This is a genomic window from Streptomyces lateritius (assembly GCF_014649715.1).
Taxonomy (GTDB): Bacteria; Actinomycetota; Actinomycetes; order Streptomycetales; family Streptomycetaceae; genus Streptomyces; species Streptomyces lateritius.
On sequence record NZ_BMTO01000004.1, the window covers coordinates 98428 to 114048 of the forward strand.

General features: G+C 72.3%; 15 protein-coding genes. 10 read left to right on the forward strand and 5 right to left on the reverse strand.

Annotation, left to right across the window (positions count from 1 at the left end; all coding sequences use genetic code 11):
• Positions 1–81 precede the first annotated feature (81 nt).
• The 7 genes from IE136_RS09350 (at position 82) to IE136_RS09380 (ending at position 8798) form a co-directional block, all read left to right on the forward strand.
• Entirely contained in the window at positions 82–2277 is a 2196-nt protein-coding gene (locus IE136_RS09350) for a molybdopterin oxidoreductase family protein (RefSeq protein ID WP_189600083.1), read from the forward strand.
• A 135-nt stretch (positions 2278–2412) separates the two neighbouring features.
• Positions 2413–3831: a CitMHS family transporter gene (locus IE136_RS09355; protein ID WP_158985804.1), complete on the forward strand. Its 1419-nt coding sequence runs from the start codon at positions 2413–2415 to the stop codon at positions 3829–3831.
• 136 nt (positions 3832–3967) lie between these two features.
• Positions 3968–4612: a hypothetical protein gene (locus IE136_RS09360; protein ID WP_158985802.1), complete on the forward strand. Its 645-nt coding sequence runs from the start codon at positions 3968–3970 to the stop codon at positions 4610–4612.
• Entirely contained in the window at positions 4599–5369 is a 771-nt protein-coding gene (locus IE136_RS09365) for a class F sortase (protein ID WP_158985800.1), read from the forward strand. The genes IE136_RS09360 and IE136_RS09365 overlap by 14 nt, the downstream gene beginning before the upstream one ends.
• Before the next feature lie 365 nt (positions 5370–5734).
• Entirely contained in the window at positions 5735–6208 is a 474-nt protein-coding gene (locus IE136_RS09370; protein WP_189600227.1) for a DUF3574 domain-containing protein, read from the forward strand.
• A gap of 98 nt (positions 6209–6306) precedes the next feature.
• Complete coding sequence (locus IE136_RS09375; protein WP_189600084.1) at positions 6307–7698, forward strand: aldehyde dehydrogenase family protein; 1392 nt, start codon at positions 6307–6309, stop codon at positions 7696–7698.
• Positions 7699–7718: 20 nt separating this feature from the next.
• Complete coding sequence (locus tag IE136_RS09380) at positions 7719–8798, forward strand: Zn-dependent alcohol dehydrogenase (RefSeq protein ID WP_189600228.1); 1080 nt, start codon at positions 7719–7721, stop codon at positions 8796–8798.
• Positions 8799–8874: 76 nt separating this feature from the next.
• Here IE136_RS09380 and IE136_RS09385 read toward each other — a convergent pair whose 3' ends face one another.
• The 3 genes from IE136_RS09385 to IE136_RS09395 all read right to left on the reverse strand — a co-directional run bounded on the left by IE136_RS09385 (position 8875) and on the right by IE136_RS09395 (position 11396).
• Positions 8875–9843, reverse strand: coding sequence for a DMT family transporter (locus tag IE136_RS09385; RefSeq protein ID WP_189600085.1), 969 nt, complete (start codon positions 9841–9843; stop codon positions 8875–8877).
• 32 nt (positions 9844–9875) lie between these two features.
• Positions 9876–10571, reverse strand: coding sequence for an ArsR/SmtB family transcription factor (locus IE136_RS09390; RefSeq protein WP_189600086.1), 696 nt, complete (start codon positions 10569–10571; stop codon positions 9876–9878).
• A 159-nt stretch (positions 10572–10730) separates the two neighbouring features.
• On the reverse strand, positions 10731–11396 hold the full coding sequence (locus IE136_RS09395; RefSeq protein WP_158985792.1) for a TetR/AcrR family transcriptional regulator: 666 nt from the start codon (positions 11394–11396) through the stop codon (positions 10731–10733).
• A gap of 72 nt (positions 11397–11468) precedes the next feature.
• Here IE136_RS09395 and IE136_RS09400 point away from each other — a divergent pair, with 72 nt between their 5' ends.
• Positions 11469–12620, forward strand: a complete 1152-nt coding sequence (locus tag IE136_RS09400; protein WP_189600087.1) for an acyl-CoA dehydrogenase family protein — start codon at positions 11469–11471, stop codon at positions 12618–12620.
• Between the two features lie 97 nt (positions 12621–12717).
• The gene (locus IE136_RS09405) at positions 12718–13356 is read left to right on the forward strand and encodes a TetR/AcrR family transcriptional regulator (protein ID WP_158985789.1); all 639 of its coding nucleotides are present in this window, start codon (positions 12718–12720) and stop codon (positions 13354–13356) included.
• On the opposite strand, the gene IE136_RS09410 is transcribed toward IE136_RS09405, so the two are convergent.
• Positions 13347–13808 (reverse strand): MaoC family dehydratase, encoded by a 462-nt coding sequence (locus tag IE136_RS09410; protein ID WP_158985787.1) that lies wholly within the window; start codon positions 13806–13808, stop codon positions 13347–13349. The two genes, IE136_RS09405 and IE136_RS09410, sit on opposite strands and share 10 nt — an antisense overlap.
• A 117-nt stretch (positions 13809–13925) precedes the next feature.
• Here IE136_RS09410 and soxR point away from each other — a divergent pair, with 117 nt between their 5' ends.
• Positions 13926–14390, forward strand: coding sequence for a redox-sensitive transcriptional activator SoxR (soxR, locus tag IE136_RS09415; RefSeq protein WP_158985785.1), 465 nt, complete (start codon positions 13926–13928; stop codon positions 14388–14390).
• Between the two features lie 130 nt (positions 14391–14520).
• On the opposite strand, the gene IE136_RS09420 is transcribed toward soxR, so the two are convergent.
• Entirely contained in the window at positions 14521–15591 is a 1071-nt protein-coding gene (locus IE136_RS09420; protein WP_189600088.1) for an RNA ligase (ATP), read from the reverse strand.
• Positions 15592–15621 lie beyond the last annotated feature (30 nt).

The following is a 15621-nucleotide window of genomic DNA, read 5'->3' on the forward strand; positions in this document are numbered from 1 at the left end:
CCTCTCCCCTCCCCACCGTCCCTACCGGTCGGTATGCTCGCTCGTGCCCGCGTGCCTCCGTCGCCGCCCCAGGGAGCCGTCATGCCCACCGCCCCACGCATCTGCCCGCTCTGCGAAGCCACCTGCGGGCTGACCCTGACCATCGAAGGCACCAGGGTCACCGGCGCCCGCGGTGACCGCGACGACGTCTTCAGTCAAGGCTTCATCTGCCCCAAGGGCGCCTCCTTCGGCGAGGTCGACTCCGACCCCGACCGGCTGAGGACTCCCCTGGTCCGCAAGGACGGCGTCCTCCAGGAGGCCACCTGGGCCGAGGCGTTCGACACCGTCGCCGCCCGGATCCGGCCCCTCGTCGACGCGCACGGTCCGAACGCCGTCGGCATCGTCCTCGGCAACCCGAACGTCCACACCATGGCCGGCGCCCTCTACCCGCCCCTCCTGATCGGCGCGCTGCGGACCCGTAACCTCTTCACCGCCTCCACGCTCGACCAGATGCCCAAGCACGTCTCCAGCGGACTGCTCTTCGGGGACCCCTTCGCCGTACCCGTACCGGATCTGGACCGCACCGCGCACCTGCTCATGCTCGGCGCCAACCCGCTGGAGTCCAACGGGAGCCTCTGCACCGCCCCCGACTTCCCCGGCAAGCTCAAGGCACTGCGCAAGCGCGGCGGCACGCTCACCGTCGTCGACCCGCGCCGCACCCGTACGGCGCGCCTCGCCGACCGGCACCTCCCCATCCGGCCCGGCGCCGACGCCCTGTTCCTCGCCGCGCTCACCCACACCCTCTTCGACGAGGACCTCACCGACCTCGGCGCGCTCGACGGCCATGTGGAAGGCGTCGAGGAGGTGAGGGAAGCGGTACGGGAGTTCACCCCCGAGGCCGTGGCCGCCGCATGCGACCTGGACGCCCTCACCATCCGTACGGTCGCCCGCGAACTCGCCGCCGCCCCCTCGGCCGCCGTCTACGGGCGCATCGGCAGCTCCACCGTCAGCCACGGCACGCTCGCCAGCTGGCTCGTCGACGTCCTCAACGTGCTCACCGGCAACCTGGACCGCCCGGGGGGCGCCCTCTTCCCGCTCTCCGCCACGACCCCGGCGCCCCGCCCCGCGGGCCCGGGCAAGGGCTTCGCCCTCGGCCGCTGGACCAGCAGGGTTTCCGGCCACCCCGAGGCGAAGGGCGAACTCCCCATGGCCGCACTCGCCGAGGAGATCGAGACCGAGGGCGAGGGCCGCATCCGTGCCCTGATCACGATCGCCGGCAACCCCGTCCTCTCCGCTCCGGACGGCAGGCGCCTCGACGCGGCCCTGGAAGCCCTCGACTTCATGGTGGCCGTCGATCCCTACCTCAACGAGACCACCCGCCACGCCGATGTCGTCCTGCCCCCGCCGCCGCCCTCCCAGAGCGCCCACTTCGACTTCGCCTTCAACGGCTTCGCCGTCCACAACCAGGCGCGCTTCACCCCGGCCGCCGTCCCTCTGGAAGAGGGACGCATGGACGAGTGCGAGATCCACGCCCGGCTGGTCCTCGCCGTCTCCGGCATGCACGGAGCGTCGCCCTCGGCCGTCGACGACCTCGCCATCGAAACCACCCTCGCCAAGGCCGTCACCCAGGAGTACTCACCGGCTCACGGCGCCGACCCCCGCGCCTTCGCCGCCACCCTCACCGGGGCGACGGGCGCCGAGCGCCGCCTCGACCTGATGCTGCGCCTGGGCCCGTACGGTCTCACCCTCGATGCCCTGCGCGAGCAGCCCCACGGTGTCGATCTGGGGCCGCTGATGCCCCGCGTTCCGCAGCTCCTGAAGACCCGCAGTGGGCGCATCGAGCTGCTCCCCGAGCCCTTGGCCGCCGATCTGCCCCGGCTCCGGGCCGCCCTGGACACCCGCCCGGACGCGCTCGTACTCGTCGGCCGCCGTCATCTGCGCTCCAACAACAGCTGGCTGCACAACGCGCCGTCGCTGAACGGCGGTTCGAACCGGTGCACCCTGCAGGTCCACCCGGACGACGCCGACCGGCTCGGTCTCGCCGACGGAAAGCCCGCCCGGATCTCCGCCGAGGGAGGCGAGCTGGACGTGGAGGTGGAGATCACCGACGCCGTGCGGAGCGGTGTGGTGAGCCTTCCGCACGGCTGGGGACACGACCGGCCGGGCACCCGTCTCACGGTCGCCGCCGCCCGCCCCGGAGTCAACGTCAACCAGCTCCTCGACGGCTCCCGGCTCGACCCGCTCTCCGGCACCGCCGTGCTCAACGGTTTCCCGGTGGTCGTGTCTCCCCTCCTGTGACCTGGTGTTTTGCTCGTATTGCTCACGCGTCGACATCTTGTTAACGACTGAAGAGGGCACCTAACGTCATCGCCACCGCCGCTCCGGCGGGAGCCTCCCCGGTGGGAGTTCAAGGGTGAACGTGAGGTGTCCTCGATGCTGACCATCCTCGGCTTCGCCATGATCGCGACCTTCTTGGTCCTGATCATGATGAAGAAGATGTCGCCGATCGCGGCGCTCGTGCTGATACCGGCGCTCTTCTGCGTCTTCGTCGGACAGGGTGCCCAGCTGGGCGACTACGTCATCGAAGGCGTCGGCAAGCTCGCGCCCACCGCGGCGATGCTGATGTTCGCCATCGTCTACTTCGGCGTGATGATCGACGTCGGCCTCTTCGATCCGATCGTCCGGGGCATCCTGCGCTTCTGCAAGGCCGACCCGGTGCGTGTGGTGGTGGGCACGGCGGTGCTCGCCGCGATCGTCTCCCTGGACGGCGACGGCTCGACCACCTTCATGATCACCGTCTCGGCGATGTATCCGCTCTACAAGCGGCTCGGGATGAGCCTGGTCGTCATGACCGGTGTCGCCGCCACGGCCAACGGCGTCATGAACACCCTGCCCTGGGGCGGTCCCACCGCCCGCGCCGCGACCGCGCTCAAACTGGACGCGGCCGACATCTTCGTCCCGATGATCCCGGCGCTCGGCGTGGGCCTGCTCTTCGTCTTCGTCCTCGCGTACGTCCTCGGCCGCCGCGAGCGCAAGCGCATCGGCTACCTCACCCTGGACGACATTCTGGAGACGGAGACGGAGACGGAGACAGTCCTGGTCAAGGCCGGCGGCGGTGGTGGCGGCGGTACGGAGCGCCCGGCGGCGGCCGGCGTGTCCGGCGACGTGCCGAAGGCGACTGAGGGTGCCGATGCGAGCCACGCCGGTGGTTTCCAGGGCCTCGACCCGAACCGCCCGACGCTGCGGCCCGGGCTGTACTGGTTCAACGCGGGCCTCACCGTGGCCCTGCTCGCCGCGATGATCCTCGAACTGCTGCCGATCCCCGTCCTCTTCCTGCTCGGCGCCGCGCTCGCGCTCACCGTCAACTACCCGAAGATGGCCGACCAGAAGGCCCGGATCGCCTCCCACGCCGAGAACGTCCTCAACGTCGCCGGCATGGTCTTCGCCGCCGCGGTGTTCACCGGCGTCCTCACCGGCACCGGAATGGTCAAGCACATGGCCGACTGGCTCGTGGGCGCGATCCCGGAGGGCATGGGTCCGCACATGGCCCTGGTCACGGGCGTGCTGAGCCTCCCGCTCACGTACTTCATGTCGAACGACGGCTTCTACTTCGGCGTGCTGCCGGTCCTGGCCGAGGCGGGCGCGGCCCACGGCGTCTCGTCGCTGGAGATCGCCCGTGCCTCGCTCGTCGGCCAGGCCCTGCACATGTCGAGCCCGCTGGTGCCGGCCGTGTACGTCCTCGTCGGCATGGCGAAGGTGGAGTTCGGCGACCACACGAGGTTCACGGTGAAATGGGCCGCGCTGACCTCGCTGGTGGTGCTGGCGGCGGGGATCCTCTTCGGGATCATCTAGGGGGCCGGCCGGTCGGCCGGAGGAGTGAATGTCCGGGTGTCGCGGCGTTGCTGACACCCTCCGCGTCCACATCGTGACAGATAGTCAGATTATCGGTTGATCCATCCGACGTCTTCATGACTGGAGGAACCCCCGCATGACCGCTCTGGCTGTCCGTCCCCTTCTGTCCACCGCCGTCGCGACCCTCGCCCTCGGTGCCGTGGCCATGGCCGGTGCGCCCGCCGCCGTCGCAGCCCCCGGCGACAACGGCGACGTCAAGGTCCACCACGCCGGCCGTCCCGACGAGCCGCCCCGCACGCCCGAGACCGACCAGCGCAACGAGCCCAAGGTCTGCACGTTCTACTTCGCGGCCCTCAACTTCGACGGCCTGCAGGCGCTCAACTGGGAGATCTCGCCGCAGCCGCCGAAGGGTGGCGTGATCAAGAGCGGCTCGATCACCGTCGACGCCGAGGGCAACGGCTTCACTCCGGACCTGGAGCTTCCCGACGGCATGTACAAGGTCGAGTGGACCTGGGCAGGTCAGATGGGTGCCAAGAAGAGCAAGGTCTTCAGGGTCGACTGCGACGACTTCACCAACCCGCCGCCGAACGGCAACGGCAAGCCGCCTCACCACAAGCCCCCGCACGGCCCGGTCGGAGCGGGCGGTGGCGGCAGCGCCGAGCTGGCGAGCGACGACAGCTCCGCCTTCGGTGTCGGGACGGCCATCGCCGCCGGCGTCGCCGGCACGGCCGGACTGATCCTCATCCGCCGGTCGCGCCGCCGCACCGATGGCGCCGCGTAGGTCCCGCTCCACGCGCAGGCAGCGGCGCCTTCGCCGGCTCGCCCGGACGGTGGTGGTGACCCTGTCCCTGGTCGTCGGCGGCATCTGGTGGGCCCAGGACGAGGAACCGTCCGGCCCGCCGGTCGCCGCCGCCCCGGACACGCACGGGGTGGCGGCGATGCCCGCCGCCGCCCCGGCCGAACCCGGGCAGCACGCCGACCAGCGGCCGAAGGCGCCGCCTCCGTCCACGCCGAAGCCCAGGCCCGAACCGAAGCCGGCCCCGGCCAAGCCTCAGCAGCCGACCCCGCCCCTGGCGCGTTCGCGCGCCACCAGCCTGGCCATCCCGGCGATCACCATCGAGGCGCCGATCATCGGCCTGCGCCTGGACCGGGCGGGACAGCTCGGCACCCCGCCGGTCGACAACCCCCGGGTCGTCGGCTGGTACGAGGACGGGCCCGCCCCGGGGGAGCGCGGCACGGCGGTCGTCGTGGGCCACCGCGACACCCGCTCCGGGCCCGCCATCTTCCTCAACCTCAACTCGCTCAACCCGGGGAACACCGTCCGGGTCGCCCGCGCCGACGGCCGCGTCGCCGTCTTCACGGTCGACAAGGTCCGTACCTACACGAAGGCCGAGTTCCCCGACAAGGAGGTGTACGGCTCCACGGGCCGCCCTGAACTGAGGGTGCTCACCTGCGGCGGAAGTTTCGACCGCAAGACGGGCTACGAGTCGAACGTCGTCGTCTTCGCGCACCTCACGGACGTCGCGGAGAAGATCTGACTCGGGGTTCCGTCCCGGGCATGGTGGGACGGCGCACGGGCGCCTCCGTCGCGGTTGGCGAGATGTCGCCAACCGCTTCCCATGTCCCGTGCCGGGCGCCGAAGATGGCTGAGTTGGCACGGCGCCGCGTCCCCCGCGTGGCGGTCGTCCAGCACCACCATGACGGGCCGCTCGGTCGCCACCTCTCCGAGCAGTCCGGTCGTCGCCCGGAACAGCCGGTCCCGCTCCTCCTCGGGACCGCGTCCGGACACTCGGTGCCCGTACGGGCCCGCTCGCCGGTGGTCGACCGACCCGGCCGGCCGGTCTCCCCTGCCCCGGCGAGCGGACCGTACGGAGTGCGCCCCTTCGTCCGCGAGGAGACGTACGTGCCCCACCGCCCGCAGGCCGGCCGTCCCCGACTCGTCACCGCCGCCGCCGCGTTGCTCGTCGCCCTCGGCGCGCCCGCCGCCTACGCCGCACTCGGGGAACAGTCGCCGGATACCCCCGTCCCCGTGACGCCGACCCGGGGCAAGCCGTACGTGGAGACCCGGCTCTTCTTCGGGACCGAGCGGCCGGACGGCGGCCCCGACGTCACCGACCCGCAGTTCATGGCCTTCGTCGACGCGGAGGTGACGCCACTCTTCCCCGACGGCCTGACCGTGCAGGACGGGCGTGGACAGTGGCGGGACCGGAACGGCACCATCGAGCGGGAGCGTTCGTACGAGCTGATCCTGCTCTACCCGGCGACGGAGGCGAGGCTCCGTGACCCGCTGATCGAGCGGATCAGGGACACGTACGAGCAGGGCTTCGGGCAGGAGTCCGTGGCCCGGCTCGACGAGCCGACCCGCGCCGACTTCTGAGCCTCGCCATTCGTGCGACCGGGGCCCCTGGCGCCGGAAAACTAACAGCGCTAGTTTGGGTGGAGACGACGAACCGGCCGGTAACGAAGGAGCAGCGGATGAAGAGCCACGACGCGATGTACATCGGCGGGGAATGGCGCCCGGCCGCCTCCTCCGACACCATCGCGGTCATCAACCCGGCCGACGAGCGGGTCATCGGCCATGTCCCGGCCGGCTCCGCCGAGGACGTCGACGCCGCCGTGCGGGCCGCCCGCGCCGCCTTCCCCGCCTGGGCCGCCACCCCGCCCGCCGAGCGCGCCGCGCTGATAGGAGCGGTGCGCGACGCCCTCGCCGCCCGCGCGGAGGAGATCGCCGCCACGGTCACCGCCGAACTCGGAGCCCCGCCCCAGCTCGCCGCCGCCGTCCACACCGGCCTGCCGATCGCCGTCGCCGGCTCGTACGCGGAACTCGCCGCGACCCATCCCTTCGAGGAGAAGGTCGGAAACTCCGTCGTCCACGCCGAGCCCGTCGGCGTCGTCGGCGCGATCACCCCGTGGAACTACCCGCTCCACCAGATCGTCGCCAAGGTCGCCCCCGCCCTCGCCGCCGGCTGCACCGTCGTCCTCAAGCCCGCCGAGGACACCCCGCTGACCGCCCAGCTCTTCGCCGAGGCCGTCCACGCGGCCGGCGTCCCGGCCGGAGTCTTCAACCTGGTCACCGGCCTCGGCCCGGTCGCCGGACAGGCGCTCGCCGAGCACGAGGACGTCGATCTCGTCTCCTTCACCGGCTCCACCGCCGTCGGCAAGCGCATCGGCGCCACCGCCGGCGGCGCCGTCAAGCGGGTGGCCCTGGAGCTCGGCGGCAAGTCGGCGAACGTCATCCTGCCCGGCGCGGACCTCGGCAAGGCGGTCGCCGTCGGCATCGCCAACGTCATGTCCAACTCGGGCCAGACGTGCAGCGCCTGGACCCGGATGCTCGTCCACACCGACCAGTACGACGAGGCAGTGGCGCTCGCCGCCGAGGCCGTCGCCAAGTACGTCCCCGGCGAGCGCGTCGGCCCCCTCGTCAACGCCAAGCAGCAGCAGCGGGTGCGCGGCTACATCGAGAAGGGCGTCGAGGAGGGCGCCCGGCTCGTCGCCGGCGGCCCCGAGGCCCCCCTGGAGACCGGCTACTACGTGTCGCCGACCGTCTTCGCCGACGTCACCCCGCAGATGACCATCGCCCAGGAGGAGATCTTCGGCCCGGTCGTCTCCATCCTGCGGTACGAGGACGAGGAGGACGCCCTCGCCATCGCCAACGGGACGGTCTACGGTCTCGCCGGCGCCGTCTGGGGCGAGCAGGAGGCGGCCGTCGCCTTCGCCCGCCGCATGGACACCGGTCAGGTCGACATCAACGGCGGCCGGTTCAACCCGCTGGCTCCGTTCGGCGGCTACAAGCAGTCGGGCGTGGGGCGCGAACTCGGTGCGCACGGCCTCGCCGAGTACCTCCAGACCAAGTCCCTGCAGTTCTGAGCGTCCGAGGAGTTGTGAGCGTGATCCGCGCCGCGATACTGCCCGCCGTCGGCTCCCCCCTGGAGATCGCCGACATCGAACTGCCCGAGCCCGGACCCGGCCAGGTCCGCATCCGCCTCGCCGCCGCCGGGGTCTGTCACTCCGACCTGTCCCTCTCCAACGGGACCATGCGCGTGCCCGTCCCCGCCGTCCTCGGCCACGAGGGCGCCGGGACGGTCCTCTCCGTCGGCGAGGGCGTCACCCATGTCGCTCCCGGCGACGCCGTCGTCCTCAACTGGGCGCCGTCCTGCGGCACCTGCCACCCCTGCTCGCTCGGCGAGATCTGGCTCTGCGCCAACGCCCTCACGGGCGCGGCGAACGTGCACGCCGTGACCGAGGACGGCACCGAGCTCCACCCCGGCCTCAACGTCGGCGCCTTCGCGGAGGAGACCGTCGTCGCGGCCGGCTGCGTGCTGCCCGCGCCGGACGGAGTGCCGCTCACCGACGCCGCCCTGCTGGGCTGCGCGGTCCTGACCGGCTGGGGTGCGATCCACCACTCCGCGCGGGTACGTCAGGGCGAGTCCGTCGCCGTCTTCGGCGTCGGGGGCGTGGGTCTCGCCACGCTCCAGGCCGCCCGGATCGCCGGCGCCTCGACGATCGTCGCGGTCGACGTGTCGCCCGAGAAGGAGGCCCTGGCCCGGGCCGCCGGAGCCACCGAGTACGTCGTCGCCTCGGAGAACACCGCCAGGGAGATCCGGAAGCTCACCGGCGGCCACGGCGCCGACGTGGCCGTCGAATGCGTCGGCCGCGCCGTCACCATCCGTACCGCCTGGGACTCCACCCGGCGCGGCGGCCGCACCACGGTCGTCGGCATCGGCGGCAAGGACCAGCAGGTCTCCTTCCACGCCCTGGAGCTCTTCCACTGGGGCCGTACCCTGTCCGGCTGCGTGTACGGCAACTCCGACCCGGCGAAGGACCTGCCCGTCCTCGCCGAGCACATCCGGGCCGGCCGCCTCGACCTGAGCACCCTGGTCACCGAGCGAATCACCCTGGACGGCATTCCGGGAGCCTTCGACAACATGATCGCCGGCAAGGGCGGCCGGGCCCTGGTGGTCTTCTAGGGGATGCCTTGGGGATCAGGCCGGAGCAGTGAGCGAGCGTGCCAGGCGTCGCGAACCCGGCATCCACAAGACACCCCTAGACCTTGCCCTTGTCCGGGAGCTCGGCCCCGGCCCGGCCCCGGAGCCGGGCCGGGGCCGCATCGGCGCTCCCTGCCGTCGCCTTCACCGGCTTCGGCCGGGAGCGCGAGACGGCCACGCCCGCGAGGCACAGCGCACCGCCCGCGAGCGTCAGGAGTCCCGGCAGCTCGCCGAGGAACACCCACGCCATGACGACCACGAGCGCCGGCACGGCGTACGTCGTCGCGCCCATCCGGCCCGCGGTCGTCCGAGCCAGGGCATAGGCCCAGGTCGTGAAGGCCAGCGCGGTCGGGAAGACGCCGAGGTAGACCATGTTCAGGGTCGCCGGCAGCGGGGCGCGGCCCGCCTCGTCGATCAGCTGCCCGGCGAACGGCAGACAGGCCACCGTGCCGACCAGGCACCCGAACGTCGTGACCTGCAGGGCGCTCCCGTGCGCGAGCGCGGGCTTCTGGGCGACGACTCCGCCCGCGTACGCGATGGCGGCGAGCAGGCAGAGCACCACGCCGAGGACCGAGGCGTGGCCCTCGCCCGACATGGACAGACCCACGGCCACCGCGCCCGCGAACGACACCCCCATGCCCGCGACCAGCCGCGGCGGCAGCTTCTCCCCGAGGAAGCGGGCACCGAGCAGGGCGATCAGGATCGGCCCGATGTTCACGACCATCGCGGCCGTGCCCGCGTCCACCTCCTGCTCGCCCCAGTTGAGCACCACCATGTACGCGCCGAACCACAGCAGTCCGGAGATCAGGATTCCCGGCCAGGCCCCTCGGGCCGGCAGCCCCTCGCGCCGTATCAGCAGGACGGCTCCGAGGACGAGCGCCCCTGCGAGCAGCCGCCCGAGGGCGAGGGCGCCGGGGGAGTACGCCGCCCCGGCGCTGCGGATGGAGACGAAGGCGGAGGCCCAGAGGACGACGGTGACACCGGCGGCGGCGAGGGCGAGCCGGGAGCTCGCGGGGGAGTCGGTCATGGAGCGACCGTAGGCCCTGGACCGTTCGGCGCTCACCGAATTATCGTCGGCTGGATGCCCAGCGTCCGCCGGAGGGCATGTTCTCCCTCGGGGGTCACCTTCACGGCCCGCTCGGAGCCGATCCGTACGCACCACCCGGCGTCCATCGCGTGCCGGCACAGCGCCGCGCCCGCGATCCCCGCGAGGTGCGGCTTGCGCTCGGTCCAGTCGAGGCAACCGCGGGCGACGGGCCGCCGCCCCTGGGGCGCGAGGGCGATCCCCAGTTCCCCGAACCACTCCAGGCCCGCGTCCGTGAGCGCGAACCCGGTGTCCTGGCGCAGGAGTCCGCGTACGGTCATCGCCTCGGTGATCGTGATCCCGAGCCGCCCCGCCAGGTGGTCGTAACAGGTCCGCCCGCGTGCCATGGCATGCCCCGCGCTCGCGGCCCGCAGGTTCCGCGGTGCCTCCTTGACGGCGGGCTCGGCGCGGGCGGCGAGCTCCTCGACCAGATGCGCGATGGCGGGATCGGCGAGGCGTACGTAGCGGTGCCTGCCCTGCCGTTCCTCGGCGAGGACCCCGCCGCCGACGAGCCTGCCCAGATGCTCGCTGGCGGTCGAGGGGGCCACTCCCGCGTGCCGTGCCAGCTCCCCGGCGGTCCAGGCCCGCCCGTCGAGCAGGGCGAGGAGGAAGGCGGCGCGGGTCTCGTCGGCGAAGAGGGCGGCGAGGGCGGCGAGGTCTCTTGGGGCCATGGGACCAGGGTGCGGGACGAACGATTCGGTGGCGGCCGAACGGTCCACCTCCCGCCTCTCCCGTCCCTGCGCCTCTCCCGTCCCTGCGCCTCTCCCGTCCCTGCGCCTCTCCCGCCCCGCGCCTCTCCCGTCCCTGCGCGCCCACCGGCCCGCCCGCCGCTACGAGTCCTGCCGCGCCCGCTTCTCCCGTGCCTCCGTCTCGTACTGCATCGCCAACCCGTCGAGCAGCGCCCGCAGTCCCGTGTCGAACGCCCCCTCGTCGACCTTCTGCCGGTGCTCCGCCAGCAGGTGCGCCTGGCCGAGGTGGGGGTAGTCGGCGGGGTCGTAGGCCGTCTCGTCGTCGACGAAGCCGCGGGCGAACGAGCCGAGCGCCGAGCCGGTGACGAAGTACCGCATCAACGCGCCGATGTAGGTGGCCTGGGCCGGGGGCCAGCCCGCGCGGACCATCGCGCCGAAGACGGCGTCCGCCACGCGAAGGCCCGCCGGGCGGCGGCCCGGCCCCTGAGCCAGGACCGGGACGATGTTCGGGTGGTCGGCCAGGGCGGCCCGGTAGGAGGCGGCCCAGTCGTGCAGCGCCGTACGCCAGTCGCGCGCGTCACCCTCCTCGAACATCGACAGGTCGACCTTCGCGCTGACCGCGTCGGCGACGGCGTCGAGGATCTCGTCCTTCGTCCGGAAGTGGTTGTAGAGGGACGGCCCGCTCACCCCGAGCTCGGCCGCGAGCCGCCGCGTCGAGACGGCGGAGAGCCCTTCCGCGTCCACGAGCGCGCTCGCCGTCTCGACGATCCGGTCTCTGCTGAGGAGGGGCTTGCGCGGTCGGGCCATGGCGCACATAGTAGGCCCGGGCACTCGAAACTAGCAGTGCTAATTTAATCTCGTCCGAAGGTCGGTGTCGCAGTGAATCTGGAGCTGAGCGAGGAGCAGGAAGCCGTACGGCGGCTCGCCGAGGAGTTCGTCGCGCGCGAGGTCACCCCGCACGTCGTGGAGTGGGACCGCGGCGAGAACGTCGACAAGTCGATCGTGAGGAAACTCGGCGACGTCGGCTTCCTCGGGCTCACGATCACGGAGGAGTACGGCGGTTCCGGCGGCGACCACCTCGCCTACTGCCTCGTCACCGAGGAGCTCGGGCGCGGCGACTCCTCCGTGCGCGGCATCGTCTCCGTCTCGCTCGGTCTGGTCGCCAAGACCATCGCCTCCTGGGGCAGCGAGGCGCAGAAGCGGCAGTGGCTGCCCCGGCTCGCCTCCGGCGACGCCGTCGGCTGCTTCGGCCTCACCGAACCCGGCACCGGGTCCGACGCCGGAAGCCTCGCCACCCGGGCCGTCCGTGACGGGGACGCGTACGTGATCAACGGCTCGAAGATGTTCATCACCAACGGCACCTGGGCCGATGTCGCCCTGCTCTTCGCCCGGACGAACGACGCCCCCGGCCACAAGGGCGTCTCCGCCTTCCTCGTCCCCACGGACACCCCGGGGCTCACGCGCCGCACCATTCACGGCAAGCTCGGCCTGCGCGGCCAGGCGACCGCCGAGCTGGTCCTTGAGGACGTCCGCGTGCCCGCCACCGCCATGATGGGGGCGGAGGGCAAGGGCTTCTCCCTCGCCATGTCCGCCCTGGCCAAGGGCAGGATGTCGGTCGCAGCCGGCTGTGTCGGCATCGCGCAGGCGGCGCTCGACGCGGCCGTGCGCTACGCGGGCGAGCGCGAACAGTTCGGCAAGCCCATCGCCTCGTACCAGCTCGTCCAGGAGTTGATCAGCGACATCGCCGTCGACGTGGACGCGGCCCGGCTGCTGACCTGGCGGGTCGCGGACCTCGTCGACCGGGGCCAGGACTTCGCCACCGCCGCCTCGAAGGCCAAGCTGTACGCCTCCGAGGCCGCCGTGCGGGCCGCCAACAACGCCCTGCAGGTCTTCGGGGGCTACGGCTACATCGACGAGTACCCGGTGGGGAAGCTGCTGCGCGACGCCCGCGTGATGACGCTCTACGAAGGCACCAGTCAGATCCAGAAACTGATCATCGGACGGGCCCTGACGGGCGTCTCCGCCTTCTGAGCGCGGGGGGCCCGGGACCTCTGGCCCCCGCACCTCTAAGCGCTTGCTCAGCTTCGTTGTATGGTGTTCGTCCTGACGGCTGGAGAAGGGGCGAGCGATGAACGCGGCGGACGCGGCGGAGGAGACGCCCGGCGGCGAGGACGACATGCCGTGGGGCGAGGTCACGCCCGAGGCGGCCCGGCGGCTGCTGGTCGCGGCCGTCGAGGCGTTCGCCGAGCGCGGGTACCACGCCACCACGACCCGGGACATCGCGGGCCGGGCGGGGATGAGCCCCGCGGCGCTCTACATCCACTACAAGACCAAGGAAGAGCTGCTCCACCGGATCAGCCGCATCGGTCACGACAAGGCCCTGGAGATCCTCCGGGCCGCGGCCGACGGCGAGGGTACGGCGGGGGAGCGGCTCGCCGACGCCGTACGGTCCTTCGTGCGCTGGCACGCGGAACGGCACACCACCGCGCGGGTCGTCCAGTACGAACTCGACGCACTCGGACCCGAGCACCGCACCGAGATCGTGGCCCTGCGCCGCGAGTCCGACGCGGCTGTGCGCGGGATCATCGACGAGGGTGTGGCGGCCGGGGAGTTCGACGTACCGGACGTGGCCGGCACCACCGTCGCGGTCCTCTCGCTCTGCATCGACGTGTCCCGATGGTTCAACGCCCAGGGCCGCCGGACGCCGGACGAGGTCGGCGCGCTCTACGCCGACCTCGTGCTGCGGATGGTGGGGGCTCAGAAGTAGTAGCGGGAGACCGACTCGGCGACGCAGACCGGCTTGTCGCCGCCCTCGCGCTCCACCGTCACGGTCGCCGTCACCTGCACGCCGCCGCCGGCCTCCTCGACCTTCGTCAGCACCGCGCTCGCGCGCAGCCGGGAGCCGACCGGGACGGGGGCGGGGAAGCGGACCTTCTCGGTGCCGTAGTTGATGCCCATCTTCATGCCCTCGACGCGCATGACCTGCGGGACCAGGGCCGGCAGCAGCGACAGCGTCAGATAGCCGTGCGCGATGGTCCTCCCGAAGGGCCCGGCGGCCGCCCGCTCCGGGTCCACGTGGATCCACTGGTGATCGCCGGTCGCGTCGGCGAACAGGTCGATCCGCTTCTGGTCGATCTCCAGCCAGTCGCTGTGGCCCAGTTGCTCGCCGACTCCGGCGCGCAGTTCCTCGGCGGATGTGAAGATCCTCGGCTCAGCCATGTCCCTGCTCCCTGCCTCTCACCCGGTTTCACTCTGTCTTCTAAGCGACTGCTTAGTCTGGCTGGGGTCGGGGTCTGTGTCAACGGGTCGGCAGGGCCGAGCAGTAGGGTTCGAGGAGTGCCGCAGATTCCAGAGACGATCCACGAACTCACCGTCGGCCAGCTGTCCGCGCGCAGCGGCGCCGCGGTGTCCGCCCTGCACTTCTACGAGTCCAAGGGCCTGATCACCAGCCGCCGCACCAGTGGCAACCAGCGTCGTTACGGCAGGGACATCCTGCGCCGGGTGGCCTTCATCCGCGCGGCGCAGCGCGTGGGCATCCCGCTCGCGACCATCCGCGACGCACTCGCCGAGCTCCCCGAGGAGCGCACGCCCACCAACGAGGACTGGGCGCGGCTCTCGGCGGCCTGGCGTACGGAGCTGGACGAGCGGATCAAGCAGCTCGGTCGGCTGCGGGACCATCTCACCGACTGCATCGGCTGCGGGTGCCTGTCGCTGGAGACCTGCGTGCTGTCCAACCCGGACGACGTGATCGGCGAGCGCATGACAGGCTCCCGGCTGCTGCCCGAGCGCCGGGGCGCGTAGGCCGCAGCGCCGGGGCGCGTGGCAGCGGCGGCGGACGGGACGTCACGGGAGAGGGGCCCACCACCCCCGTGGACGGGCCCCTCGGTTCCTGTGGGCGACGGCCGGACTCCAGCCCCGCTCCGGCGCCGGGTCACTCGTACTCGGTACCGCCCTTGCGGGTCAGATACGCCGGACTGACCGCCTTGGCGATGGCGCGGCCGCCCACGACGGGGCTGTACCGCTCCGTCGCCGGGCGGACCACGACCCCCTCGCGCAGATGCAGCTCCCGCCCGGACACGGTCTCCCGGCCGCTCGCCAGTTCCAGCACCTTCGCCGGTTCGTACGGCCCCGTGTACAGCCGCGGTACGAGCGGCAGTTCACCCGGCTCCAGGACCTCGGCCGGGTCCAGCCACCGCACCTCGCCGTCGATCTCGGCCGAAACGTCGAACACGGCATAACCCAGCCCCTCGCCACGGGCGTCGGCGCCGTAGCCGAGGTCCTGCACACCGGCTCCGTACACCTCGCCGAACAGGCCGACCCGGCGGGCGCCGAGACGTGCGGCGAGCCGCGCCGCCACCGCCGGGACGTCATGGCCGAGGACGGCCCGCCAGTACAGGTTGCGCGGGTCCTCCCGGAGCGCGAGCCCCTTCGCGCCGAACCCCTTCGAGGAGACCTGGATCCGCCCGTCCTCCGCGAGGTACGTCACCAGGCAGGCCGAGCCGTGCAGCTTCTCCGTCAGCACGACCGGCTCGCCGGGCTCGAAGATCCCCGGGTACCGCTGAAGGTTCTCGATGTCGACCCACGGCAGCAGATCGGGAGCCGACTCCACGTCCCCGCTCATCGTCGGCGGTATCGGCGGCACCCACTTCGTGATGCCCAGCACGTCGGCGAAATCGGTCCCCTCGGCGGCCGCCCCGACCAGGTCGACGTCCGCCAGAGCCTTCGGACGGCACACGATGCCCTGCGACAACTCGCCCCGCAGCCGCACCGCCTTGACCCGGTCCGACGCCTTCCCGGCGAGCCGCCCCGTCAGCCCCAGCTCGTCGACGAGCGCGGCCGGCAGCACCGCCTGCTCCGGGATGTAGACGGCGACATCCCCGCTGCGGTACGCGCCCTTGGCGACGACGGCCCGATAGAGCCCCACCTGCGCCAGCTCGAGCGCGTCGGCGTTGGGATGGGCGTGGACGGTCAGCGGTTCGGCGGTGACGCGCAGCGTCGACATGATCAACTCTCCGGTGGTTCGGACGGCTCA

What these genes read in the sequence shown, in the direction of transcription:
- IE136_RS09390 (WP_189600086.1), bottom strand. Translation starts at nt 10,571, where the DNA reads ATGGCCCCAAGAGACCTCGCCGCCCTCGCCGCCCTCTTCGCCGACGAG.
- IE136_RS09420 (WP_189600088.1), bottom strand. Translation starts at nt 15,591, where the DNA reads ATGTCGACGCTGCGCGTCACCGCCGAACCGCTGACCGTCCACGCCCAT.
- IE136_RS09410 (WP_158985787.1), bottom strand. Translation starts at nt 13,808, where the DNA reads ATGGCTGAGCCGAGGATCTTCACATCCGCCGAGGAACTGCGCGCCGGA.
- IE136_RS09375 (WP_189600084.1), top strand. Translation starts at nt 6,307, where the DNA reads ATGAAGAGCCACGACGCGATGTACATCGGCGGGGAATGGCGCCCGGCC.
- IE136_RS09355 (WP_158985804.1), top strand. Translation starts at nt 2,413, where the DNA reads ATGCTGACCATCCTCGGCTTCGCCATGATCGCGACCTTCTTGGTCCTG.
- IE136_RS09395 (WP_158985792.1), bottom strand. Translation starts at nt 11,396, where the DNA reads ATGGCCCGACCGCGCAAGCCCCTCCTCAGCAGAGACCGGATCGTCGAG.
- IE136_RS09385 (WP_189600085.1), bottom strand. Translation starts at nt 9,843, where the DNA reads ATGACCGACTCCCCCGCGAGCTCCCGGCTCGCCCTCGCCGCCGCCGGT.
- IE136_RS09360 (WP_158985802.1), top strand. Translation starts at nt 3,968, where the DNA reads ATGACCGCTCTGGCTGTCCGTCCCCTTCTGTCCACCGCCGTCGCGACC.
- IE136_RS09405 (WP_158985789.1), top strand. Translation starts at nt 12,718, where the DNA reads ATGAACGCGGCGGACGCGGCGGAGGAGACGCCCGGCGGCGAGGACGAC.
- IE136_RS09350 (WP_189600083.1), top strand. Translation starts at nt 82, where the DNA reads ATGCCCACCGCCCCACGCATCTGCCCGCTCTGCGAAGCCACCTGCGGG.
- IE136_RS09365 (WP_158985800.1), top strand. Translation starts at nt 4,599, where the DNA reads ATGGCGCCGCGTAGGTCCCGCTCCACGCGCAGGCAGCGGCGCCTTCGC.